We start from the raw sequence: 24,428 nt of genomic DNA, 5'->3' as shown, positions 1-24,428 counted from the left end.
GTTTTCAACGACGTCGCGAACCGGCGGCAGCATTCATCACAATTTTTTGAACGAAATCGATAATTTATTAGGAGATAAAACGTGGAACCATCCGAATGGGTTTATGCGGCAAAACTTGATGCCGTAAGCGAAGAGGTACCGATATCCGTGCAGATAGAAGGTGTCGCAGTAGGCGTTTATAAAATCAACGGCACACTGCACGCGATCGAAGACATCTGCCCTCACGCCGATGCGCTCCTGTCCGAGGGATTTATCGACGGTGAATATGTTGAATGTCCTTTGCACGGGGCACTATTTCATATCCCAACCGGTAAATGCACCCGTGGTCCGGCGACACGTGACGTCCTCCCGTTTGACACCCGCATCGAAGACAAAAAAATCTACCTCCGCAAACATTCCTGAAAGAAGAGACGACATCATGAAATCAGCATATGGCCGCGTCGTACCTGGCCCAGACCTCGAACTTACATCAATCAAACCCGGCACCCCGATGGGGGAGCTTATGCGCCGCTACTGGCAACCACTTTGCTTGAGTGACGATCTCAAAGACGTACCAGTCAAAATCATGATCCTCGCTGAAGAGGTTGTGGCATTTCGAGACAAGCAAGGGCGAGTCGGCGCCTTGGAGCCGCATTGCTCACACCGCGGAACTTCGCTTGAATTCGGCCGCATCGAAGAGCGTGGCCTGCGCTGCTGCTATCACGGTTGGCTATACGACACCGAAGGAAAATGCGTTGAGATGCCATGCGAGACGGCAGAATTTTGTGAAAAGATGGACATCCAGCATCCGGCCTATCCTGTTATGGAATTTGGCGGCCTTGTGTTCATTTATATGGGACCACCGGATATACCCGCTCCGCTTTTTCCGATGCTCGACATTATTGATACGCGTCATCGGGATGACGTCGTATTACGAGGCATGCGGTTATGGGACGACAGGGCAATCGGATTCGTACGAGACTGTAATTGGCTGCAGCATTTCGAAAATCAACAAGACCCATGGCATCTTACCCAACTCCATAATTTGATCAGCGGCGACCAGTTCAACAGTGTGCTGAGCGACAAGGAAGGAGAAGCTGCTCCAAAGATATCATGGGAAAAAACGAAGTTAGGACAGCGCTATAACCTTGTCAAGCGACTGCCGAACGGTCACTGGCTGGAGCGACACACGGAAGTCATTCTGCCGAACATCCATTTGGTGGCGAATATCCATCGCCACGGCGATGAGCCAATCTGGCGTGAAAAGGCAACTGAAATGAGCTGGTGTGTGCCGGTCGACGATGAGCATATTCGAGGCATGAGTATTGTTGCGTGGCCGAAGGGCGCCGACGGTGAACCCATAGCAGACTGGATGCCGGGTACATGGACCAAAACCCCGTTCCGTCCTGGCCAACGCGAACGTCCGTATCTGGAAGCACAACGAGAACCGGATGATCTGGAAGCCACTGAATCGATAGGACCGATCGCCATACATGCGCTTGAAAATCTTGGAAAGTCCGATAGGGGCGTTGCCATGCTACGCAGGACATATCGTGAATTCCTTCGTGACATGCGGAGCGGCAAGGAGCCTACAAACTTGATTCGCGATGAAGCGGAAAACCACGCACTTGAGACAAGCTGCTGGAATACCGTCATGACCGATGAGCATTACCGGGAACGCGCAGCAGCTGGCGAAATCGAATAATCGAATCCCTGACCCATTCTGCATCCGAAGACAGCGGGTGCATTGCAGATGCACGGTATTCAATTCACTAGTGCAAAGAGATCATTTCCTGGCAATGCATCCGTCTGTCAGAATTGTTTTGCCACTATTTCGTCCAATGCCGGTCTGGCATGAGGATTGGCTTCATTATTAAACTATAAAAGAGACAAATCATGCACAGTTCAACTACCTTTGAACCGGACCCGGCCGGCGAACCCCTAGACGTTGTTGCAGTTATCGATAGAAGTAAATTTTCACTGTTGCAATGGTGGATTATGCTGTTGTGTTTCCTTATCATTGCAGCTGACGGTTTCGATACTGTCGCGGTGGGTTATGTGGGGCCGGTGCTGGCGGCAAAATGGGGCGTTTCGAAACTTGCGCTGGGGCCTCTTTTTAGTGCGGCCCTGGTCGGTCTTGCACTGGGTGCACTCGTGGCTGGACCGCTGGGTGATCGATTCGGTCGCAAGCGCATTCTTCTAGGCTCTGTTCTGTTCTTCGGCATCTGTACGCTGGTAAGCGCCTATGCCGACTCGATGGCGGAACTCACTGTACTCAGGTTACTGACCGGCCTGGGGCTGGGCGCGGCGATGCCGAATGCAGTGACACTGCTGTCAGAGTATTCTCCGGCAAAGCATCGCTCGCTGCTGGTCAATCTAATGTTCTGCGGCTTTACTCTCGGTGCGTCTACAGGCGGATTTGCCGCAGCGTGGATGATCCCGAATTTTGGCTGGGAAAGCATTTTCATCGTCGGCGGTGTGATACCTATTGTACTGACAGCCGTACTGTTGACGATGCCTGAGTCGATCCGTTTCATGGTAGTGAACGGGAATCCTACCCAGCAGATAGCGAAGGTCTTAAAGCGCATCAGCAAAGATTTCAAAGAACCGGCTGCAGGCTATACGGTCCCTCCATACGACGCTGGTGCAGGCAAGGCGCCTCTGGCAATTTTATTCAGTCCGCGATATCGGGTCGGTTCCTATTTGTTGTGGCTGACGTATTTCATGGGGCTCGTCGTCTATTATCTTTTGACGAGCTGGATGCCGACCCTTATGCGAGAAGCCGGCTTCAGCGTAAAACAGGCGGCCTTGATGACCGCATTGCTGTCCCTGGGAGCGGGGCTCGGCCCTCTTATCTGCGGTTGGCTGATGGACAAGGTCAATTCCTATCGTGTCGTTGCAGTCAGTTTTCTACTGGCAGGCTGTTTCGTCTGGGCTACCGGATATAGCCTTGCAAGCATAGAGGCATTGCCTTGGCTGATTTTTACGACTGGTGTTTTTCTAGCTGGCGCGTTGACGTCAATGCCGGTGCTAGCATCGTCGTATTATCCGACGCGGGCACGGGCATCGGGTGTTGCCTGGATGCTGGGCGTAGGCAGATTCGGCGGTGTCGTCGGCGCATTTTCGGGTGGGCCCCTTCTAAGTGCGGGGTATAGCATCGGCCACATTCTAGCGTTGCTGGCGATTCCATCTTCCATTGCTGGAATAGCCTTATTTGTTCAGTCGATCCGACCCTCGACGGTCGCAGAATAGAATCGGGAGCCACGATGTTTAAAAATCTCAAAATCAGCCTGAGGCTGGCGATTTGTTTTGGTGCCATCATCGTTCTTTTTCTCGGCACGGCAGTGATCGCTCTCATCAGGATGAATGCTCTGGACCAGGCTGCTGGCTTAATGAGTTCGGATTTGTACCCAAAGTCTGTTGCGTTTAATAAATTAATCATGAGCCTGGATACGCTGGAAATTTCGATGCGCAATGCGCTGATCGATGATGATCCGGCAAAGATCAAGGCAGAGTTAGGGGCCATGGTTGATCTGAAAAAGCAAAATGATGACAATTTATTGCAAGTAGGGAAAATACTCAGTTCTCCCAAGGGCAAGGAAATGTATATTGCTTTGCGCGACAAAGATGCCAAGTATTCCGTGGGACTGAATGAATTCATGAAGTTGGTCAGCACGGGCGATAGCAAGGCTGCTACTGTTCTGCTACATGGTTCGCTAGGCGAAGACATCCATGCATTCAGGGACGGTATGTGGCAGATGACCATATTGGGCGGGCAGTTAATGAACAAGAGCAGCATGGAAATAAGCGCGCAGTACCATAATAGCTTCACGCTGATAGTAGGTATGGTAGTTGCCGCTATCTTTCTGGCAATTGCCTGTGCATATGGAGTGACGCGTTCGATTACCTTGCCGCTTGATGAGGCAGCGCAATTTGCACACGCAGTCGCTACGGGCAATTTAAGCCGCGAGATCAAATATTCGGCACAGGACGAAACCGGACGCATGGTTGGGGCATTGCGGAATATGAATAATGGATTGGTCGATATTGTCACCAGGGTGCGCTTCAGTGCAGAAACCATTGGCGTTGCATCGGCTGAGATTGCGGCGGGCAATCTCGATCTTTCCAAACGTACGGAACAGCAGGCCGGCTCTTTGGAAGAAACAGCCTCGGCAATGGAACAATTGACCGCTACTGTTAAACATAATGCTGCCAATTCCCGGCACGCCAGCGAGTTGGCCGAATCCGCGTCGCAAGTCGCAATCGAAGGCGGAAAAACGGTCGACCAGGTGGTAGAGACGATGACCAGAATTGATGCATCCTCGAAAAAGGTTGTCGATATCATTGGCGTCATCGACGCTATTGCCTTTCAAACGAATATTCTTGCTTTGAATGCCGCTGTGGAGGCCGCTCAGGCGGGGGAGCAGGGACGAGGTTTTGCGGTGGTGGCGTCGGAAGTACGCAATCTCGCGCAGCGGTCTGCAGCTGCAGCGAGGGAGATCAAGGCATTGATCAGCAATTCAGGTGAAACTATTGACGCAGGGATGCGTCTGGTGCAACAGGCGGGCAGAACGATGGCGACTGTGGTGGACAGTGTCAGACAGGTGACGGATATTGTTGCCGAAATCACCGTAGCGAGCCGTGAACAGAGTGCGGGAATTGGTGAGATTGGCAAGGCAATCGTGCAGATGGATCAGGTTACCCAGCAAAACGCGGCCCTTGTAGAGCAAGCTGCCGCCGCGGCACAATCCATGAAGGATCAGGCTGCGGCACTGAATAACCTGGTGAATGTATTTCGTCTTGCCCCCGCCTCTGCGAAGGCCTATCAATCAATGCCGATTACCTGGCATGAGCGTGCGCCAAGCTGATAAATTTTTTGAGTAAGGCATCGAGGATCTGGATGCTTTTTTCATCATGCAAATGGCCGCTTGGATCAAACTTGTCTCTGCTCCCGGCAATCATTACCTCAGGTTGGTTGACCGTCGGCATATCAAGTGCGACCAGTATCTGGCGCAAGTGATATTGCGCACGAGCAGTCCCAAGGGTCCCTGCGGTCGCTCCAATGATGGCGGCGGGCTTGCCTGCCCAGGCGCTGGCGCCGCCCGGACGCGAAGCCCAATCAATGGCATTTTTTAGGACGCCCGGGATGGAATAGTTATATTCTGGTGTGGCAAAGAGAATTGCATCTGAGCGAGCGATGGCGGCCTTCAGGCGTTCTACGCTTAAAGGTAGTGCCTGTTCTAGATCCTGGTTATAGACAGGTAAGTCGTCCAGGCTATAGATTTCAAGAGCGGCATCGGCTGGCATTCGCTCTTGTGCATTTTTAAGCAGAGATCGATTAAAGGAATTTGCGCGCAGGCTGCCTGCGATGCCGAGTATTTGAATTTTATTTGTCATAATTGCCTGATAAGAAGTGACGCTGGTTGAGTGGTATTTTCGTAAATGGGTAGTCGGCTGAGATGCGCGATAGCTCGAAAATTGATGGCGGTACCCCCCCCAAGAGGGTGTACCCATGACCTTGTGGAGCTGGACGTTAGGCCAGCGCTGCGACTTGTTCCGGTGCCTGGATGTCGTACGAAATACGGCCCGCGGGCAGGAAGAACAGGGCAATCACCGCGCCTCCTTTGACCTCTGGATAGTGATGGCTGCCCGGTGAGGGCGCCGTCCATCCCGCACTGCACCAGCCGTTCGGACCACCAAGCATGGCGCCGTCGTTGAGCGGGATAACCATGTTCAATTCACCATACGGGTGGGCATGATAATCGCCTCGAAAAGTTTCCTCGGGATCGTTACTGCAGCTATCCATATAGACTGCAGTGATACTGAAATGAAGTGTTTCCGCGGAGGGTTCGCAGATTCGGCTGCGCCGATATCGTTGCCCTTTAATTTCGACGTTAGCGGCCCAGCCTTCTTGGATGCCTAGCTTGATCAGATCTGCTAGCCGGTCATACAGAAAGCTTCCCGGTCCATAGGTCTGGTTCAGCCACTCTTCGACGCTGGTACCTGCTGTCATATTCTTGATTCCTTCAAGAAAGCCGATGCTATGCTTGATAAGTTCATCGCGGTTATTCACGTTAGTCCTCGTATGTTAGATGTTGAATTAGCTGTTACAAGTGAATTGCTGTGAAGTACAAGTTATTGCTCGAATCCGAAAAACGACGTAAATGATTCAATCTGTTCCCGCGGCAGGCTAAGAGAATTCACACGCTTCGCAGGATCGGCGTAACCCAGAGACATGCCGCAGACGACTATTTCGTTGTTGGGGATTGGCAGATTTTTTCGAATGATCTCGTGGTATTTCACGAACGAAATTTGGGGGCAAGTATCAAGGCCTCGGGCTTTCGCCGCGAGCATAATACTTTGAAGAAACATGCCGTAGTCTAGCCAGCTTCCCCGCTCAAGAGTGTTCTCTATGGTGAAGATGAACCCAATTGGCGCACCGAAAAATAGGAAGTTTTGCCCTGTTTGGGCCGCGCGAGCAGCCTGGTCCGATCTTTCGATGCCAAGGCATCTGTAATATGTTTCTGCGTAATTGTTCTGGCGTGCGAGAAATTTTTCTCCAAGCACATCGGGAAAATGCTTGTAGCAGGCCGTGTATTCATCTGGGCGATTGCTATGGGCCTCGCAGAGCGCCTTACTGAGCGCTTCCTTTGGTTCTCCCGCTAAAGCATATATACGCCAAGGCTGCGTGTTTGAATTGCTTGGCGCAGTTCGCGCTATTTCCAGAATTTCGGCGACTAACTTTTTTTCTACCGGCTTTTTTAGAAAGCTTCTAACCGCTTTTCTGCCGTGCATGACGCTGTCGACTGCATCGCGCAAATGGCTCTCTTTCTGTCCACCTTCGGCAAGCTCGGGGTCATCGAATAGAAGGAAGGAATCCATGCTTAATCTCCAATTTTATTTTTAATTTATCAGGCCGCCGGTAACTAAACGTGAGTGACATATATGGTGAAGTGAGTTGACCATGCGATTCAAGGGCCTATCTGTAATGAAGGGATGTTCGCATGATGAATACCAAATTGGAAGGGACCGTTTTGCATATCCGATATGCACAAATTTCAATACGAGGGCAGTTGCTAGCAATGCGATACTGCCTGTTTGCTTTTTTCGTTGGCGATAGTCAATTCGATATGACGAGTAAAACTTGAAAGGCTGTTTCAAATGATCCCCTTTGATAGAATTGATTTGAATCTCTTGCGCGTCTTCGATGCCGTGATGGAGGAGCGCAGCGTACTTCGTGCTAGCCAACGCCTACGGCTGAGTCAATCGGCGTTGAGTCACGCGTTGTCTCGACTAAGGGAAAGTCTGGGAGAGGAAATTTTTGTCAGGACCTGCAAGGGCATGACGCCAACCGATTACGCATTTTCAATCAGCGTCCCGTTGCGGACGGCCCTTCAAAGCATGAGCAGCGCTCTCGCGCGCGCGGCTTCTCCGTTCCATGCACCGACGGCGCGCCGATCATTTACGGTTGCGGCGAACGATTACGCTTCCGCGATTCTCATGCCACATCTAAATCAGGTATTAGCCAAAGTCGCTCCTGGTATCGATCTCGTGATACGACCTTCCACGCGCCTTGACCTGGCAGAGCAAATCGACCTTGGGCGCATCGATATAGCGATCGGAATGTTTCGCAGCATCCCGGATCGTTTGCGGTCGCAGCTGTTAATACAACAGGACGAAGTTTTGATCATGTGGAAGAAACATCCTATTGCCACTAGAAAAATCAACCTGGAAGATCTTTCTCGCCATTCAATTGTAGTAGTGTCGCTTGGCGGCGAAGAGGATGGCGCCGTAAAGGGATTTATTTTGGAAAGAGGGCTGGCTAGACAGTCTGAGATGTATGACCGGTTTGCCTTAGAAAATGCCTTACAGGAGATCACATTGACGCCGCGCAAGCAGGTCATCATTCCACATTTTCTGGTAATTCCTATGTTGATCGAGAACAGTAACTTGCTATCCATTGTGCCTCGGCCGCTAGCAGAAGTGTTCTCGAAGACTTATCCTATCCTTGTTCAGGAATTGCCTTATCAGGTCTCTTCCCAGCGTATGGATATTGTCTGGCACTCGCATAACGACATTGATCCGGCGCAATGCTGGCTCAGATCGCTGGTGGGAGAGATTGCCATTGGCATTAAAGGCGTTACGGCAAGCAACCTTGGTTCAGTATGAAGCTCCCATCTTTATTTCCTCATACCCCTTTAGTTGATTTTACTCGGGCAAGTCAGCTGGACTTGCTTCCTATCGAAAACTGTTAGGGTAGAAAAATCTCATCTTCCTTGGCAAGACTGGATAAAATTTCATCTTTCACGGCAAACAGTCGCAACTTCTGTGGCAATTTTTCTTGAAACATACCATTTTGGGCTCTTCTGGTCTCACTTTTCGTGGCACTTTACGACACCGCCCGAGTTGCGTTGCACTCTGGGGTATGCTTTCGTCGACGTGACCTGCCTCCCTATTTCAGGGACTTGAATCTTCGAGTGGCGTTCATGATTGGGCGCCACGAATAAGACTTTGAAATGGGCAGGGCGAACCTAATTCCGCGATGGAGGCTGGCGTCAAGACCGTATGGATATGCTGACTCCTGCGGCATAGGCGTAAGCCTGTTGAGCGAGGAGGTCTGGAGATCGCCTCAGCCAGCAACCGGTGCCTGAATAAAATCCACAAACGCGCGCAATGGCGCGGGCAGGTGCCGTCGTCCCGAATAGTATAAAAACGGCCCCGGAAAAGTCAGCCACCAGTCCTGCAATATCGGTTGCAGCTGGCCTGCATCCATGTATGGCGCCAGCCATTCCTCAAACAGGTAGATGATGCCATGTCCTGCCACGGCGGCACTTACCGCCAGATCTGCCACAGTAGGAGTAAAGATCAACGGGCCGCTGGGTTCGAAGCTCAAGGTCTGGCCGTCGCGCTCGAATTCCCATTGATAGATGGCGCCGCTCAAGAATTTGCCGCGCAGGCAGGCGTGCTGCAACAGATCGCGCGGGTGCGCCGGCTTACCGCGCTGTGCGAGGTAAGCCGGCGCAGCAGCCAAGGCAAAGCGCTGCGTGCGGGGGCCGATAGGAACCGCGATCATGTCTTGCTCAAGCCGTTCGCCGTAGCGAATGCCGGCGTCGCAGCCGCTGGCGACGACATCGACAAAATTATTATCGACCACAATATCGAGCACGATATCCGGGTATGCATTCAGGAACTGCTCGATGATAGGCTGCAGGAAAAAGCGCGCGGCGCTCACCGGCACGTTGAGGCGCAGCGTGCCGCGCGGGCTGTTGCGCAGCTCATTCAACACGTCGAGCGCGCCGGCGACTTCGTTCAGGGCGGGCTGCAGGCGGCTCAACAGCAATGTTCCGGCCTCGGTCGGCGTCACACTGCGGGTGGTGCGCAGCAGCAGGCGGATGCCGAGCTGGTTCTCCAGCCGACGCATGGCCTCGCTCAGCGCGGAGGCGGATTGCCCGCTGGCGCGTGCGGCTTGGCGGAATCCCCGGTGCTGCACAACCAGGGCAAAGGTGGACAGGTCGGCCATGGAATGAATGTCGGTATTCATCGGCGGGTTCCTTTTCATTGTGCGGAATTTCGTACAAGCTGTGCGGCATTGCCCCGATTATCACACAGTACTGTCTTCGCTATCATGTGTCCATGCCGTTTCCACTGCACTGCGAACCCGGAGCGCGGCGGATCTTTCCCGGTCAATCATCCACCCAGGAGTTTTTATGAGCATGTATATCCCTTCCCTTGATCAATTCACACCGGCCCATTGCGACATCCACTTCAATCGCATGGGCTATGGTGCGATGCAACTGGCCGGCCCGCATGTATGGGGGCCTCCCAAGGATCGTGCCGCCGCTGTAGCGGTGCTGCGAGCAGCCATTGAACTTGGCATCAACCATATCGATACCTCGGATTTTTATGGGCCGCACGTCACCAATGAAATCATTCGCGAGGCGCTGCATCCGTACCGGGATAAGCTGACCATCGTGACCAAGATTGGCTTTTTGCGTGGAGCGGACCAGTCGTGGGTGCCGGCAGCATCCGCACAACAATTGCGTGAAGCTGTCCACGACAATCTGCGCAACCTGGGGCTGTCGGTGCTTGATGTAGTCAATTTGCGTGCACCTGGCGTGGCCGGGCCCGATGGATCGTCGATCGCCGAGGCACTCGCGACGCTGGTGCGTCTGAAAGAGGAGGGGTTAATCAGGCACATTGGACTCAGCAATGTCGACGCGCAGCAGGTGGCGGAGGCGCAACAGATTACCGATATCGTTTGTGTGCAGAATCAATACAACCTCGCCTATCGCGGCGACGATGCCCTGATCGGCGCGCTGGCGGCGCAAGGCATTGCTTACGTGCCGTTTTTTCCGCTGGGTGGGTTTACACCGCTGCAGTCGGATGTGTTGACGCGGGCCGCCGCAGCGATGCACGCCACGCCTATGCAAGTGGCGCTGGCCTGGCTGCTCCAGCGCTCACCGAATATTTTGGTCATTCCAGGCACCTCATCGGTAGCACATCTGCGCGAGAATGTCGCAGCGGGCGCACTGCAACTTGACGCGGCGACGTTAGCGGCGTTGAATGCAATGTAAAAATCTTGGGAGGAGATGGGTTGATGCGGCGTAGGGTGCCACGAAAAAGCGCCACGGAAGAGCGCACCCGGTCAGCAGTCTGCTCCGGGGGGCTAGGTCTGCGTTGCGATAAATAGATGCGATCCTGTCAGCCGAATTCAGTAACCAGGTATTTACGCACAAGCTTGAGCAATTCGCCGGAGAGCTTTTCATCCGACACCGCGCGTGAAAGGCCTACAGCGCCAATCATGGCGCTGTAGGCCACCATGGCCTTCATGCGCCCGTTCTCATCTTCGCTGGCAATCAGGTATTCAAGAGAGTCCAGATTTTTTTTGACCTGGGCCGTGTACAGATCTTTTGCATCTTCGTTCGCTCTTGCGACATCGCTGACCAAGGCGCCTACGGCGCAAGCAGTGCCGAGCTCGTCCCTATGGGCTTCGCTAAGATAATTTTTTAAGACAGATTCCAAACTCGCTTTCGGCTTATTGGAGTCGGGATCGCCCCGGGGCTGCCTGCCCTGTTGCAACGCGAAAGCAAGAGCTTCGGAAACAAGCTGATCACGGGATTCGAAATGTTTATAGAATCCGCCGTGGGTCAATTCTGCCGCTTTCATGATATTGGCAACGCTCAAGCCATCGAGGCCATCCTCGCGGAAGAGGCGTGCGGCGATACGTATGATCCGCTCATGCGTTGCCGCTTTGTCTGCCTGGGAATGGCCCATATTGTTCTCGTATCCTTTGAAGATTTCGATACTGCCGCTGCCGCTGCCGCTGCCGCAGCTTGAATCGCGTCATTGTACCGTTACAGGCGAATGTCCGCTGTATTCCTGACGGTTGGTCCTCTTTAGTTGACATCGTTTGGCGAACAGATGAGCTTTCATTTTTAGTAAAGTAAAGGTGTGCATCTGAAAGGCGAGGTATAAAGACAGTTCAAGGTTTTTTCAGATGCACCGGATGTTGACAGCCGCCGCGGCGATACGGGGCTACCAGGTCTCCTTGGAAGGGCGAATTTCGGCATTGAAGGACCAGGCCCCTTTTGGCTGGTGCGCCAGATGCCAGATTTCCTCGGCGATGTCTTCCGGTTTGATGAAAAAGTCATCCGGCGCATCGGGCCGCATCTTCCGGGTCCAGTCAAGATCGATTACCGCGTCGATGACGAGATAGGCGACATGTATCCCCTTAGGGCCCAGTTCGCGCGCCATTGATTCCGCCAATATCCGCTGGGCTGCCTTGGTGGGGGCAAATCCGGCGAAATTACTCTTGCCTCTTAATGCGGAAGTATTTCCCGACGCGATGATTGCGCCTTTACCTGCTTCAATCATGGCTGGAGACACATGCCGGGCCAGCTGCAAGAATGCCATGACATTGGTTTGAAAATTTCTTTGCAGTACAGCAGGGTCGATTGTCAAAAAATTCCCAAATACGCCGCCGACTGCATTGTGTATGACGAGCTCAGGTGCGCCAAGCTGACCATGAATCTGGTCCAGTGTTATTGCAAACTGGTCGGCGTCGGTAACATCGACCGCCCACGCGCTCGCTCCTGGAATGGATTTCTGGAAATCGCGAAGCCGTTCATCGCTACGCGCGATCATCGCCACATCGTAGCCTCCATGTACAAGGCGCTTTACAATCGACAGTCCGGTTCCCGGGCCAACACCGGTGACGAGGGCAAGTTTGTTGCTCATACGGCCTCCTGAAGTTCTGGAGAGTTGGTCAGGCGGTCGCGCAGGAAATCCAGGCGATCGTTTCCAAAGAACATCTCATTCTGCAAGATAAAGGTAGGAACGCCGAAGACGCCACGGTCAGCGGACACCTGGACCTGCTCGGCCATCTCTTTCTTTATTGACGCGTCATCCGCAAGTTGCCACAGGCCTGAGTCCTGCAAGCCTAATTTTTCCAGGAATTGCAGACGGTCTTCTTCTGTCGCCAGTTGGTCCGTGCCGGCCCATACGGCGCTAAAAAGGGCGTCGTGGACTTTGGAGAAGATTCCCAATTTCTGTGCTGCCAAACCAGCCCTGGATAATAAGGAACCATCCACTTTCCCTTCGCGGATTGCCAGGAACAGTGCACTGTTTGGCGCGTAGCTGCTGCCATAATGCCTGGCCCAGCGCATCGCATCCTGACCGGCATATTTGGCTTTGGACCGGCACAGTGTCGAAGGTTGGTTATTGACCAGCTTCATCACTTCGATGATATCGACCGGCATGAAGTTGACCTTCGTATCCAGCGTGGACAGCTGGCTATTTGCCAGATACGAGAACGGACTCCTGTAATCAAAGATATAGTCAACGCTCAATTTAAGTCCCCAGTATAGTTAAATATAATAAAAAAAGAGATTTCGTTATCTTCATCAGGATGTTAATTGACATCCTGATGTGGAATCATATCATCATCCTGTTTTTTAGGAATATTTTTTTCAGGCAATGATTTCGATTGTGGACGTTAAATTAAATTCTCATCACAGAGATTTTCAGGAACGATATTGTCATCCTGTTTGCTACTTGCCGGTTTCCCTGATGGTCGATGCGTAAGGATAGTCCGGGTGCACGACGTGAGCGGCCTGACTTGTCCGTTTATGTAATTTGGCCGTGCCGCCTTGAGCCGGCTTAAGCTTGCCAGAGCATCGACCTCGGCCTTTGCCAGAAATAGCTGCTGCCATGACGCGTCATTCGCGGCGCACCAGGCTGCCCGGGCAAGCTCCAGCTCTGTCGTCACGGGAGAAGTTCACGCAACTGAGAGGAAGGCACTTCGCGCAAGCTAAACATAGCGTTTTGAGTCAGACCCGACTCCCTATGCGGTGGTTTGCAAAGCTTCGTTACAAAACAAGTTGGCCTCCACGTTTTTCGGAGAAGGATCAATCGAAGATCGCTTCTCGTCCAAAAATCACTCCAAGCCACGGACTTAAATCCCTTGTTCGCCCTGTCGTTGCTGGGGCCGTTGCTTGCTCAGTTGCGGTGAGCCTGGCCAGCGTCAGGAACATTCCAGCGAACTTCTTCGATTAATTTTAACAACTGTCAGTGTTGTCTTACAGTGCTGCGTGACCGCTGCTGATATCGGCCTAACCGTAGAAAAATTAAAGTGCTATTAAATTAATTTTGCTTTCAGTTTAGAAAACGATAAATCTTTAAAGGGAAAATATCATGCGGCCACGTGTACTCCTTGTTAGTTCCGAAGCTGTTCCGCTGGTGAAAACGGGCGGATTGGCGGATGTGATTACTGCGCTGGCGCTTTCGCTCGAAGAGCAAGGCGTAGAGGCAACTATATTGTTGCCGGGCTATCCGGCTGCATTGCGCGGCGCCAGCGGCCTGCGCAAAGTTGCCGATCTGAGCGATCTTCCCGGGGGTAAAGGCGAGCTGCTGCAAGGGTACATGCCTGATACCGGCATCCCGGTGCTGCTGCTGGATACCCCGCAGTTCAACCAGCGCAGCGCGAACCCCTATGTCGACCATAGCGGCAATGAGTTTGATGATAATGCGGTGTGCTTTGCCGCCCTGGCGCATGCGGCCGTCAAAATCTGCGCCGGCCAGACGCGTTTTCCGGTGCCGCATATCGTTCATTCCAACGACTGGCATGCAGCCCTGATTCCAGCGCTGTTGAAAGCCAAGGGTCTTCATCACATCGGTACGGTGCTGACGATCCATAACCTGGCATTCCAGGGCAACTATTCCGCGGAGCTGGCGCCGGAGCTCGGCATTCCTTCTGAAATGGTGTCCGAAGACGGCATGGAGTTTTGGGGCAAGATCAGCTTCATGAAGGCCGGCATCCGTTACGCGGACAGGATATCCACGGTCAGTGAAACGTATGCGTCAGAGATATTGACGCCACGCTTCGGCAACGGCATGGACGGTGTGCTGAGGCAGCGCAAGGACGCGCTGGTGGCAACACCGAACGGCGTTGACCTGCAGTTGTGGAACCCTGGCTCGGATACGCTGATCGCCAAAAATTACAATAATGACGATATACGCGGCAAGGTCGTCTGCAAGCGGGATCTGCAAAAGCGGTTTAATTTGCCGTTGCAGCCCTTCGCGCGCATCGTCGCGCTGGGCAGCCGCATGACGCACCAGAAAATGGCCGATGTGGTCCTGGATGCCTTGCCGGCCTTGCTCGAAGCGCATCCCACTATGCAGCTCGCCGTGCTGGGTTGCGGCGATCACCAGTATGAACAGAAGTTTCTGGAGTTGGCTGCCAACTATCCCGACCGGGTCGGCGTACGCATAGGCTACGATGAAGACACCGCACATGCCTTGCATGCCGGTGCCGACATATTATTGCATGCCAGCCGCTTTGAACCCTTTGGCCTGACGCCGATCTACTCCATGCTGTACGGCACTATCCCGGTTTGCTCCCGCGTGGGCGGCATGTGCGACACCGTCGTAGATGCGGGCTTGGAAGGTGCGGTCGATCGTGGCGCTACCGGCATCCTGTTTGATGGAGAGTCAGTGGAGGACGTGCATGCAGCGGTCTCGCGCGCCCTTGAGTTGTCCATTCAGCCGGCCGTGTGGAAACGCATGCAGACAGATGCAATGATGTGCGACTTTTCGTGGAAAGAGCCGGTATCGCGCTACATACGCATGTATGCGGAGATTGCTCAACCGGAGGCGGCAGAGTTGTTCCGCGCATCGCTGATGCCGGCAGCTGCAAATGCCACGCACATCATCGAACGCCGGTCCAGCGAAAACCGGATCGCCTGATGCCGGCTTTCTTCCATGGCGGCGTCTGACGTATGGACATTCATTTTCATCCGCGCATTTATTGCGTTCCCACTGCGGTTGCACTGTCTGCCTGGTTTGACGACGTGCAATTGCAGCGGATCGCAAGCCTGGGATTCGACCATCTGCTTGCCGCACCTCTGGGGGGCTTGCATGATTCGGCATTGAGCAGCAATCGTGAGGCCACGCTGGGCAGCCTTGCCGGCAGATGCGCTCGCCATGGATTACGGCTTGTTACGGACGCCGGTATAGATCGCTGGAACATCAGCGATCCGGTTGTGCAAGCCAATCCTGAATTATTCTCCAGTGTGCCTCACATCGATGCGCTGCCTGACCCTCGCTTCGCACAGGTTATTCCGGCGGATAAATGGCGTAGCCTTTGCAGTGAACCCGGTAAATCACTACTTTCACCCCGATTCCCGGAATCGGAAGAACAGGGACATGTTCTGTTCGTCTCTTGTCTGGACAGGCTCAAGAGCCTGTTGGACAGTGGCGTACAGGGATTGGTCTGCCGCGTTTCCTCGGACGTTATAGATGCGCTTGCCTGGAAAAAAATGATAGGACAGCTCAGGCCGCTCTATGCGAAGGCAAGTTTTTTTGCGTGGATCGATGTCCAGCACAATCCGAATACCGAGGCAGCCATCCATCAGAGTGGATTCGATGCGACATTTGCTGCACCGGACCGCGATGGCGATGCAGGAACCCTCAGCCGGCGCTATCTGGATGGTCTATGGCGACAGAAAAAAATTGCGCCTGTAATAAGCTTTCCCGACAATCCGTTTGGCGCCAGGCTTGCCGCCAGTGTCGCCACCCCATTGCCTGCCATGCGCCGTTCGCTCTATTTACGGGCCCTGCATATCGCGGTTCTCAGCGGCGACGGAATGATGGTACCGATGGGTTTTGAACACGGCATGGAAGAAGAGATTGCGCCCGCGTTTTCTGCACAGGCATTTGTAAAGGCATTTGAAAACCCGCTGTTTGACCTGTCGCAAGAACTAATGCAAGGCAACAAACAAATCGAGTTGCAGAATAACAGTAGCAAGGAAAACGTACGGCTGCTTTCTCTGCCCGAGGATCCCGTTGCGCTGCTGGCACTTGCGCCACGCACAGGGGAAACCGGTATCCGCCTTGCGGCAATCAACCTGGATCTGTGCGTAACTCACCGGTTGGCGCCGCAGGCAATCAGACGATATGCGGCTGGGATGGTGATAGAAAACCAGATCTGGCCGTCGCGGGACAGCGGTGTGCAAGCGGATGACATTGTGCTGCAGCCCGCCGAATTGCGCATTTATCAAATGCGGCAGCTTCCTGCCATCGCATCTACAGCAAAATCCGGAAAACGCGAAACCGAAACTGCGGCCCGCCAGCCGCGGGTGGTGATTGAAGCCGTATCCCCGCGCGTTGACGATGGTCGTTTTCCGGCCAAGGCGCTGGCAGGTGACGTGGTTAACATAGGCGCCGATATTTTTAGCGACGGACATGAAAAACTTGCTGCGTCGCTGTTATGGCGCACTATCGACAAGGCAGACTGGGCGGAGATTCCTATGTTTTCCGCAGAAAACGACCGCTGGCAGGCGCAATTGTCACTGGAGCGGGTAGGCCGCTACCAGTTTGCAGTGGAGGCATGGCGCGATACGTTTGCCACTTACCGTGATGAACTGGACAAGAAGGTGAAAGCGGGACTGGACGTCACGCTGGAGCTGGAAGAGGGGCGTCTGCTGGTGCAGAAGACCCTCCAGCAATTTGGCGGCGATACTGTCAAATCGGCAGCGTTACAGGATATCGTTCGTCAACTGCAAGCAAGGCCCGGAAAGAAATCCTTACCGAAAAATGAAGACAGCATCGCTGTATTGCTGGCGGAAGACACCGCGCGTCTGTTCAGAACAGTGGGTATCAGGGAGTTCTCCCACCGCAGCGAGGTTTGCGCCATCGATGCGGAACGGAAGGCGGCTCAGTTTGCCAGCTGGTATGAACTGTTTCCTCGCTCGCAAAGCGGCGATGTCAACCGCCACGGTAATTTCGATGACGTCATCAGGCGGCTTCCTGCCATTGCAGCAATGGGTTTCGATACGCTGTATTTTCCGCCCATCCACCCCATTGGCAGTATCAACCGCAAGGGAAAAAACAATAGCCTGACGCCGCAAGCCGGCGATCCCGGCAGTCCTTACGCGATAGGTTCTGCCGAAGGCGGGCATACCGACATCCATCCGCAACTGGGCACGCTAACCGATTTCCAGAGACTGCGGATTGCAGCTGCGGAGCATGGGCTGGAACTGGCGCTGGATTTTGCGATCCAGTGCGCGCCCGATCATCCGTGGCTGAAGCAGCATCCCGAATGGTTTGCATGGCGGCCGGATGGTTCCATCCGCTATGCGGAAAATCCACCGAAGAAATATCAGGATATCGTCAATGTCGATTTTTATGGTGATGGTGCGGTGCCTTCACTGTGGTGCGCGTTGCGCGACGCCGTGCTGTTCTGGGCAGCGCAGGGCATCAAGGTGTTTCGTGTCGATAACCCGCATACCAAACCGCTGCCGTTCTGGGAATGGATGATAGGCGACGTGCGCAGACGCCATCCGGATGCAATCTTCCTGGCAGAGGCTTTTACCCGTCCCAAGCCGATGTACAGGCTGGCCAAGCTGGGATTCTCACAGTCATACACCTATTTCACCTGGCGCCATACCAAGGCGGAATTCATTGATTATCTGACTGAGCTGTCGACGACCGCGCCGCGTGATTTCTTCCGGCCGCATTTCTTCGTCAACACGCCGGATATCAATCCCTATTTCCTGCAGCATTCCGGCCGCCCCGGCTTTTTGCTGCGGGCAGCACTGGCAGCAACGTTGTCGGGCCTGTGGGGCGTCTACAGTGGATTTGAATTATGTGAAGCGCAGGCAATGTCCGGCAAGGAAGAATACCTGGATTCAGAAAAATACGAAATCCGCGCATGGGACTGGAACAAGCCCGGCAATATCGTCGACGAAATCACGATGCTGAACCGCATACGGCGCGACAACCCTGCGCTGCACACGCACCTGAACGCGGAATTCCTGCCCGCATCAAATGACAACATCCTGTTTTTTTCAAAAGTGGATTTGCAGGACGGCAAGTTCACCGGCAATGTACTGCTGATCGCAATCAACCTGGATCCGTATCATGCGCATACCGCCGACATCGAACTGCCGCTATGGCGCTTCGGGCTGACTGACGATGCGTCACTGGATGTGACGGACCTCGTCAATGAACAGCGCTTTACATGGACGGGAAAGCACCAGCGTATACAGCTGGACAAGCCCGAAATGCCATTTTCAATCTGGCGCGCACATCCGCGCGGCCATGAGTATGTAAAGACATAAATACGTAGGCAATTAAAGGAAAATCATGCTGGATACTATCCTGGACGGCCATGAAGGCACCGGTAAAGATGGAGATGCCGGCAAACCTGCTGCAGCGCATACGGGCAAGCGTGACCGCGCGCTCGCGCCCAAGAAGGGCAGCGCGTTCATCGGCACGAACGACGATGCCTTCTGGTACAAGGATGCGGTGATTTACCAGGTGCATATAAAGTCTTTTTTTGACGAAAACAATGACGGCATCGGCGACTTCGCCGGCTTGATCGCCAAGCTGGACTATATTGCACGGCTGGGCGTTAATACCATCTGGCTGCTGCCTTTCTATCCGTCCCCGCGCAAGGACGACGGCTATGACATCGCCGAGTACAAGGATGTACATGAAGATTACGGCAGCATGGCCGACGCCAAGCGCTTCGTTGCAGAAGCGCACAAACGTGGCCTGCGCGTAATTACCGAACTGGTCATCAACCATACGTCTGACCAGCATCCGTGGTTCCAGCGCGCACGCGCTGCCAAGCCGGGTTCCGCCGCGCGCAATTTTTATGTCTGGGCGGACAATGATCAGGGCTATGCCGGCACGCGCATCATTTTTCTGGATACCGAGAAATCCAACTGGACCTGGGACCCGGTAGCCAATGCGTATTTCTGGCACCGTTTCTATTCGCACCAGCCTGACCTGAATTTTGATAACCCTGCCGTGCTGAAGGCAGTGCTGGACGTCATGTCGTTCTGGCTCAATATCGGCATCGACGGGCTGAGGCTGGACGCGGTGCCTTACCTGATAGAGCGGGAGGGCACCAGTAACGAGAATCTGGATGAGACACACGATATACTGAAAAAGATACGTGCCCACCTGGACCAGAATTTCGAAGGGCGCATGTTGCTGGCAGAAGCCAATATGTGGCCGGAAGACGTGCAGCAGTATTTCGGCAACAGCGACGAATGCCACATGGCCTTCCACTTTCCGCTGATGCCGCGTATCTATATGGCGCTGGCGCAGCAGGACCGCTTCCCTATTACCGACATTCTGCGCCAGACCCCGGAAATTCCGGCCGACTGCCAGTGGGCGATCTTCCTGCGCAACCATGACGAGCTGACGCTGGAAATGGTGACCGACAAGGAGCGCGACTATCTGTGGAACTATTATGCGGCAGATCGGCGCGCCCGCATCAATATGGGCATACGCCGCAGGCTGGCGCCGCTACTGGAGCGTGACCGCCGCCGGATAGAGCTGCTGAACAGTCTTCTGGTATCCATGCCCGGCACCCCGGTCATCTATTACGGCGATGAAATCGGCATGGGCGACAATATCCATCTTGGCGACCGGGACGGTGTGCGTACGCCCATGCAATGGTCGCCCGACCGCAACGGCGGCTTTTCCCGCGTGGATCCCGCTGCGATGGTGCTTCCTGCCATCATGGATCCGCTGTACGGTTACCAGGCAGTCAATGTGGAAGCGCAGAATGGAGATCCCCATTCGCTGCTGAACTGGATGCGGCGCTTGCTCGAAGTGCGTGGCAAGCACCGCGCGTTCGGACGCGGCAGCTTCAGGCTGCTGTATCCGGATAACCGCAAGGTGCTTGCCTATTTGCGCGAATACCAGACCGGCGGCGACGCTGCTTCGGGCAAGAAAGGCAGCATGGAAACCATCCTTTGTGTCGCGAATGTGTCTGGCTCGTCGGAGGCGGTGCAGCTGGATCTGTCGCAGCTGGAAGGCCGTGTCCCTATCGAAATGCTAGGGGGCGCCGCATTTCCGCCAGTGGGCCGGCTGCCTTATATACTGACGCTGCCGCCTTTTGGCTTTTACTGGTTCGTGCTGGCGGAAAATACCGAACTGCCGTCGTGGTATACGCCTGCCGCCGAACCAATGCCGGACTATCTGACTCTGGTGTTGCGCAACGGCCTGGACGACCTGATCAACGGCGCCGCCCGCACCACGCTGGAAAAAGAAATACTGCCGCTTTACCTGCCCAAGCGCCGCTGGTATTCAGGCAAGCACGGTGGCCTGGATTCGGTCCGCATTGCCTGCACTACGGTATTGCCGGAGGCTACCGTGCCGACGCAGGCCGCTACCGGCACTGCAACGCCTCCGATGCTGATGGCGGAACTTGAGGTGGCCAGCGGCGGCAGTATTGAACGCTACCTGTTGCCGCTGGGGTTCGAAGCAGAAGCGGCAACCTCGTCGGGCGCGGCGCATCAACTGGCGCTGGCAAGGGTAAGGCGTGACCGTCGTGTCGGCCTGCTGACCGATGCGTTTGCGCTGGATGCATTTGCGATCCGCATTCTGGAATTGATCCGCGATGGCGCCACTATCCCGTCGCCATGCGGTGATATACGTTGCACAAATTTTGATGCCAGTGGCGCCGGCGCGTTGTCGCTGGCGAGCCCAACCGATATCCGCCGCCTGTCGGGCGAACAATCAAACAGTTCGCTGGTGGTCGGAGAAAGCATTGTGCTTAAAGTATTGCGCCGCCTTACCCCCGGCCTGCATCCGGAAGTGGAAATGGCGCGCTATCTGACTGAGCACGGCTATGCCAATACGCCGCCTATCCTGGGTGAGATGACACGTTATGCCAAAGCCGACGGCGGGACAGATGAAGAACCCTGTACGCTGGTGTTGCTGCAAGCCTTCGTGCACAACCAGGGTGATGCCTGGCACTGGACGCTGGACACGCTGGCACGCGCGATCCATACCATTGATATCACTGAGCCAGGAACGGGCAGTGCGCTTAGCCCGGTCAAGAATGCCGTTGATCCTGTTCAGGAGCTGACCCGTTTTGCAGCAGTCCTTGGGCAGCGGCTGGGGCAATTGCATAGCGTGCTTGCGCAGCCTTCCGCTGAAGAGGCCTTTTCTCCGCAGACAGCTGGCCTGGAAGATGCAAAACACTGGATAGATGAGGCGCTTGAACAGCTGCAGCTGGCATACACCTTATTGCAGAGTTCCCGCCAGTGGGATGAGGATCTGCAGCCCATGGTTGCCCGGCTGCTGGAACAGCGTACCGCCGTGGAGGCCGCGGTAAAAGCGCTGGCCGGTAAGCTGGACGGCGCGCTGCGCATTCGCGTGCATGGCGATTTCCATCTGGGCCAGGTGCTGGTGTCTTCCGGCGATGCCTATCTGGTAGATTTTGAAGGAGCTCCCGCTTTGTCGCTGGCGCAGCGGCGCGAGAAGAACAGCCCGTGGCGGGATGTTGCAGGCCTGCTGCGCTCTATCGACTATGCGGCGGCATTTGCCGACGAGCGCGGGCCAGGCAGTGTCGGGCCAGGCGACTTGAGCGACGCCGTCAAGCAGCGCAAGTCCGAGATATTGCGGCAATACGTGGCGGAGTCGCGCGAATCTTTCCTGCAAGCCTACAGGGACAGCGCTCCCGATGCGGCCCATGCGGCCGATACCGCATTGCTGACCTTGTTCTGCCTGGAGAAAGCAGCATACGAACTGTGCTACGAAGCGGCTCACAGGCCTGACTGGATAGAAGTGCCTTTGCACGGCCTGTTCTCACTTTCTGAACGCCTGTTGAATCCATGAATATGATCCAAGAAAAACAAGTTCCGTTGTCAGCCAATGAAGGTGCCGGCTATGCCGGTGGCCTTGGCGATTCGCCTGATACTGCACTGGTGGCCGCGCTAGTGCAGGGCAGGCTGGGTGACCCGTTTGCACTGCTCGGCCCGCACCGTACCGGCGATGTAATGTCTGTATGCACCTTTCACCCCGGCGCGGCCAAGGTGAACGTGCTGTCGGCCACGGGCGAACTCCTGGCAGAGCTGCCGCCTGTCCAGCAGGATGGTGGCGCCACAGGCCTGTTTAGCGGCCCGGTACGGGGGCTTGAACACGGCGACAAATATCTGCTGCAAGTGGAATGGCGCGACGGCCAGGGTGAAGTCGTGTTGCAGGAAACTGAAGATCCTTATTCTTTCGGTCCCCTGTTGGGCGATCTTGACCTGCACCTGATGCGTGAAGGCAGGCACCGCGAGCTGGCCAGTTGCCTCGGCGCCCGCGCGATGACGGTGAACGGTATTGCGGGTGTGCGCTTCGCTGTATGGGCGCCGAATGCACAGCGCGTATCCGTTATTGGCGATTTTAACCAGTGGGACGGCAGGCGGCATGCCATGCGGATACGTCACGATGCCGGCGTATGGGAACTGTTTGTGCCGCGTATAGGTGCGGGCGCAAAGTATCAATATGAGCTGGTCGGCGCAGACGCCGTGCTGCTGCCCGCCAAGGCAGACCCTGTTGCGCGGGCCACGCTGAAAGACGCATCGGATGTGTCCGTTGTCGCTTCTTCCGCGCCGCTGCGCTGGACCGATGATGAATGGATGTCGTCGCGCGGGCGCAGGCACGCACCGGAGGCGCCGCTTTCCATCTATGAATTGCATGTCGCTTCCTGGCTGCGCATCCTGGAGGAAGGCGGCCGCAGCCTGAGCTGGCAGGAACTGGGCGACAGGCTGATCCCTTACGCGGTCGGCATGGGTTTTACCCATGTGGAATTGTTGCCGGTGATGGAGCATCCTTTCGGCGGGTCCTGGGGGTATCAGCCACTGTCGCAGTTTGCGCCGACTGCACGCTTCGGCAGCCCTGAAGACTTCGCCAACTTCGTCAATCGTTGCCACAATGCGGGACTGGGAGTGATCCTGGACTGGGTGCCGGCGCATTTTCCATCGGACGACCACGGCCTGGCACGCTTCGACGGCACCGCGTTATATGAACACGCGGATGTACGCGAGGGTTTCCACCAGGACTGGAATACGATGATCTACAACTTCGGCCGCAACGAGGTCCGGGGTTTCCTCATCGCCGGGGCGCTGGAATGGCTGGAACGCTTTCATATCGACGGACTGAGGGTGGATGCGGTGGCATCTATGCTGTATCGGGACTACAGCCGCAAGCCCGGCGAATGGGTGCCCAATGTCCATGGCGGGCGAGAGAATCTGGAAGCGGTTGCCTTCCTGCGGGAGTTGAATGGCGTGGTGGCGGAACGCTGCCCGGGTGCAATGATGATCGCGGAAGAATCCACGTCCTGGCCCGGCGTCACGGCACCGGTGGAGCGGGGCGGCCTCGGATTCAGCTATAAATGGAATATGGGATGGATGCACGACTCGCTGCATTATATGCAGCACGAACCCATCCACCGCCGCCATCATCACAACGAGATGACCTTCAGCATGGCGTATGCCTATTCAGAACATTTCATGCTGCCGATCTCGCATGATGAAGTGGTGCATGGCAAAGCTTCCCTACTGAACAAGATGCCGGGAGATCTGAGCCAGAAACTTGCCAATCTGCGCGCGTATCTGGGGTTCATGTTTACCCATCCCGGCAAAAAGTTGCTGTTCATGGGCTGCGAGTTCGGCCAGCTGGGTGAATGGAATCACGATGCGTCGCCCGAGTGGCACCTGCTGGATGATGCCGCGCACCGCGGCATACAGCGTACGGTGCGCGACCTTAACCGTCTGTATGTCAAAGAGGCATCGCTGCATGCAGGCGACGCCGACCCAGCGGCGTTTCGCTGGCTGGTGGGCGACGACCAGGCCAATAGCGTCTTTGCCTTCCTGCGCACTAATGCACAGGACGCTCAAAACACACAAAATACGACCATGCTGGTTGTCAGCAATATGACGCCGGTGCCGCGGTACGGTTACCGCGTTGGTCTGGACTTGCCGGGGCAAGAGGCCGGCGGCTCATGGTCTGAGGTATTCAATTCGGATGCTGCTGTCTATGGCGGCGGCAACATCGGCAACGAAGGTTCCATCGTACTGGAGCCTGTCGCTAGCCATGGGCACGCGTTTTCTCTGATGCTGACGCTGCCCCCGCTTTCTACCGTGATTTTCAGGAAGGATTAA

17 protein-coding genes are annotated in these 24,428 nt (G+C 55.0%); 10 read left to right on the top strand and 7 right to left on the bottom strand.

All coding sequences use genetic code 11. The annotated features are described in order from the left end of the window. Positions 1-81 precede the first annotated feature (81 nt). The 4 genes from ACO0LO_RS12550 to ACO0LO_RS12535 all read left to right on the top strand — a co-directional run bounded on the left by ACO0LO_RS12550 (position 82) and on the right by ACO0LO_RS12535 (position 4,847). Positions 82-402, top strand: a complete 321-nt coding sequence (locus ACO0LO_RS12550) for a non-heme iron oxygenase ferredoxin subunit (RefSeq protein WP_422964558.1) — start codon at positions 82-84, stop codon at positions 400-402. 16 nt (positions 403-418) lie between these two features. Continuing rightward, the gene (locus ACO0LO_RS12545; RefSeq protein ID WP_422964557.1) at positions 419-1,684 is read left to right on the top strand and encodes a Rieske 2Fe-2S domain-containing protein; all 1,266 of its coding nucleotides are present in this window, start codon (positions 419-421) and stop codon (positions 1,682-1,684) included. 191 nt (positions 1,685-1,875) lie between these two features. Next, the gene (locus ACO0LO_RS12540; RefSeq protein WP_422964556.1) at positions 1,876-3,231 is read left to right on the top strand and encodes an MFS transporter; all 1,356 of its coding nucleotides are present in this window, start codon (positions 1,876-1,878) and stop codon (positions 3,229-3,231) included. 14 nt (positions 3,232-3,245) lie between these two features. Further along, on the top strand, positions 3,246-4,847 hold the full coding sequence (locus ACO0LO_RS12535) for a methyl-accepting chemotaxis protein (RefSeq protein WP_422964555.1): 1,602 nt from the start codon (positions 3,246-3,248) through the stop codon (positions 4,845-4,847). Here the strand turns inward: ACO0LO_RS12535 and ACO0LO_RS12530 are convergent. The 3 genes from ACO0LO_RS12530 to ACO0LO_RS12520 form a co-directional block, all read right to left on the bottom strand. Beyond that, positions 4,819-5,376, bottom strand: a complete 558-nt coding sequence (locus ACO0LO_RS12530; RefSeq protein ID WP_422964554.1) for an NADPH-dependent FMN reductase — start codon at positions 5,374-5,376, stop codon at positions 4,819-4,821. The two genes, ACO0LO_RS12535 and ACO0LO_RS12530, sit on opposite strands and share 29 nt — an antisense overlap. 136 nt (positions 5,377-5,512) lie before the next feature. After that, a complete protein-coding gene (locus ACO0LO_RS12525; RefSeq protein ID WP_422964553.1) occupies positions 5,513-6,052 on the bottom strand; it encodes a DUF4863 family protein in 540 nt (179 codons plus the stop codon). A gap of 62 nt (positions 6,053-6,114) precedes the next feature. Then, complete coding sequence (locus tag ACO0LO_RS12520; RefSeq protein ID WP_422964552.1) at positions 6,115-6,861, bottom strand: nitroreductase; 747 nt, start codon at positions 6,859-6,861, stop codon at positions 6,115-6,117. A gap of 279 nt (positions 6,862-7,140) precedes the next feature. On the opposite strand from ACO0LO_RS12520, the gene ACO0LO_RS12515 reads away from it, so the two are divergent. After that, positions 7,141-8,148, top strand: coding sequence for a LysR family transcriptional regulator (locus ACO0LO_RS12515; RefSeq protein WP_422964551.1), 1,008 nt, complete (start codon positions 7,141-7,143; stop codon positions 8,146-8,148). Positions 8,149-8,608: 460 nt separating this feature from the next. Here the strand turns inward: ACO0LO_RS12515 and ACO0LO_RS12510 are convergent, their stop codons facing one another. Next, the gene (locus ACO0LO_RS12510; protein ID WP_422964550.1) at positions 8,609-9,520 is read right to left on the bottom strand and encodes a LysR family transcriptional regulator; all 912 of its coding nucleotides are present in this window, start codon (positions 9,518-9,520) and stop codon (positions 8,609-8,611) included. A gap of 172 nt (positions 9,521-9,692) precedes the next feature. On the opposite strand from ACO0LO_RS12510, the gene ACO0LO_RS12505 reads away from it, so the two are divergent. After that, entirely contained in the window at positions 9,693-10,553 is an 861-nt protein-coding gene (locus ACO0LO_RS12505; protein WP_422964711.1) for an oxidoreductase, read from the top strand. 127 nt (positions 10,554-10,680) lie between these two features. Here the strand turns inward: ACO0LO_RS12505 and ACO0LO_RS12500 are convergent, their stop codons facing one another. From ACO0LO_RS12500 to ACO0LO_RS12490, 3 genes are all read right to left on the bottom strand, one after another. Then, positions 10,681-11,253 carry a TetR/AcrR family transcriptional regulator gene (locus ACO0LO_RS12500; protein WP_422964549.1) on the bottom strand — a complete coding sequence of 191 codons (573 nt, stop codon included), beginning with the start codon at positions 11,251-11,253 and terminating at the stop codon, positions 10,681-10,683. 261 nt (positions 11,254-11,514) lie between these two features. Beyond that, positions 11,515-12,216 carry an SDR family NAD(P)-dependent oxidoreductase gene (locus tag ACO0LO_RS12495; protein ID WP_422964548.1) on the bottom strand — a complete coding sequence of 234 codons (702 nt, stop codon included), beginning with the start codon at positions 12,214-12,216 and terminating at the stop codon, positions 11,515-11,517. Beyond that, a complete protein-coding gene (locus tag ACO0LO_RS12490; RefSeq protein WP_422964547.1) occupies positions 12,213-12,827 on the bottom strand; it encodes a 2-hydroxychromene-2-carboxylate isomerase in 615 nt (204 codons plus the stop codon). Before ACO0LO_RS12490 ends, ACO0LO_RS12495 begins: the two co-directional genes overlap by 4 nt. 844 nt (positions 12,828-13,671) lie before the next feature. Here ACO0LO_RS12490 and glgA point away from each other — a divergent pair. From glgA to glgB, 4 genes are read left to right on the top strand one after another with little or no spacing between them, the layout of a single operon-like run. After that, entirely contained in the window at positions 13,672-15,222 is a 1,551-nt protein-coding gene (gene glgA / locus ACO0LO_RS12485; RefSeq protein ID WP_422964546.1) for a glycogen synthase GlgA, read from the top strand. Positions 15,223-15,254: 32 nt separating this feature from the next. Further along, on the top strand, positions 15,255-18,596 hold the full coding sequence (locus ACO0LO_RS12480; protein WP_422964545.1) for an alpha-1,4-glucan--maltose-1-phosphate maltosyltransferase: 3,342 nt from the start codon (positions 15,255-15,257) through the stop codon (positions 18,594-18,596). Between the two features lie 25 nt (positions 18,597-18,621). Next, positions 18,622-22,116, top strand: coding sequence for a maltose alpha-D-glucosyltransferase (gene treS, locus ACO0LO_RS12475; protein ID WP_422964544.1), 3,495 nt, complete (start codon positions 18,622-18,624; stop codon positions 22,114-22,116). After that, positions 22,113-24,428 carry a 1,4-alpha-glucan branching protein GlgB gene (gene glgB / locus ACO0LO_RS12470; protein ID WP_422964543.1) on the top strand — a complete coding sequence of 772 codons (2,316 nt, stop codon included), beginning with the start codon at positions 22,113-22,115 and terminating at the stop codon, positions 24,426-24,428. The genes treS and glgB overlap by 4 nt, the downstream gene beginning before the upstream one ends.

The sequence above is a fragment of the Undibacterium sp. TJN25 genome, assembly GCF_049339885.1.
GTDB lineage: Bacteria > Pseudomonadota > Gammaproteobacteria > Burkholderiales > Burkholderiaceae_D > Undibacterium.
Note: the sequence above shows the minus strand (reverse complement) of the source record. Positions and strands in the feature narration are given on the sequence as shown.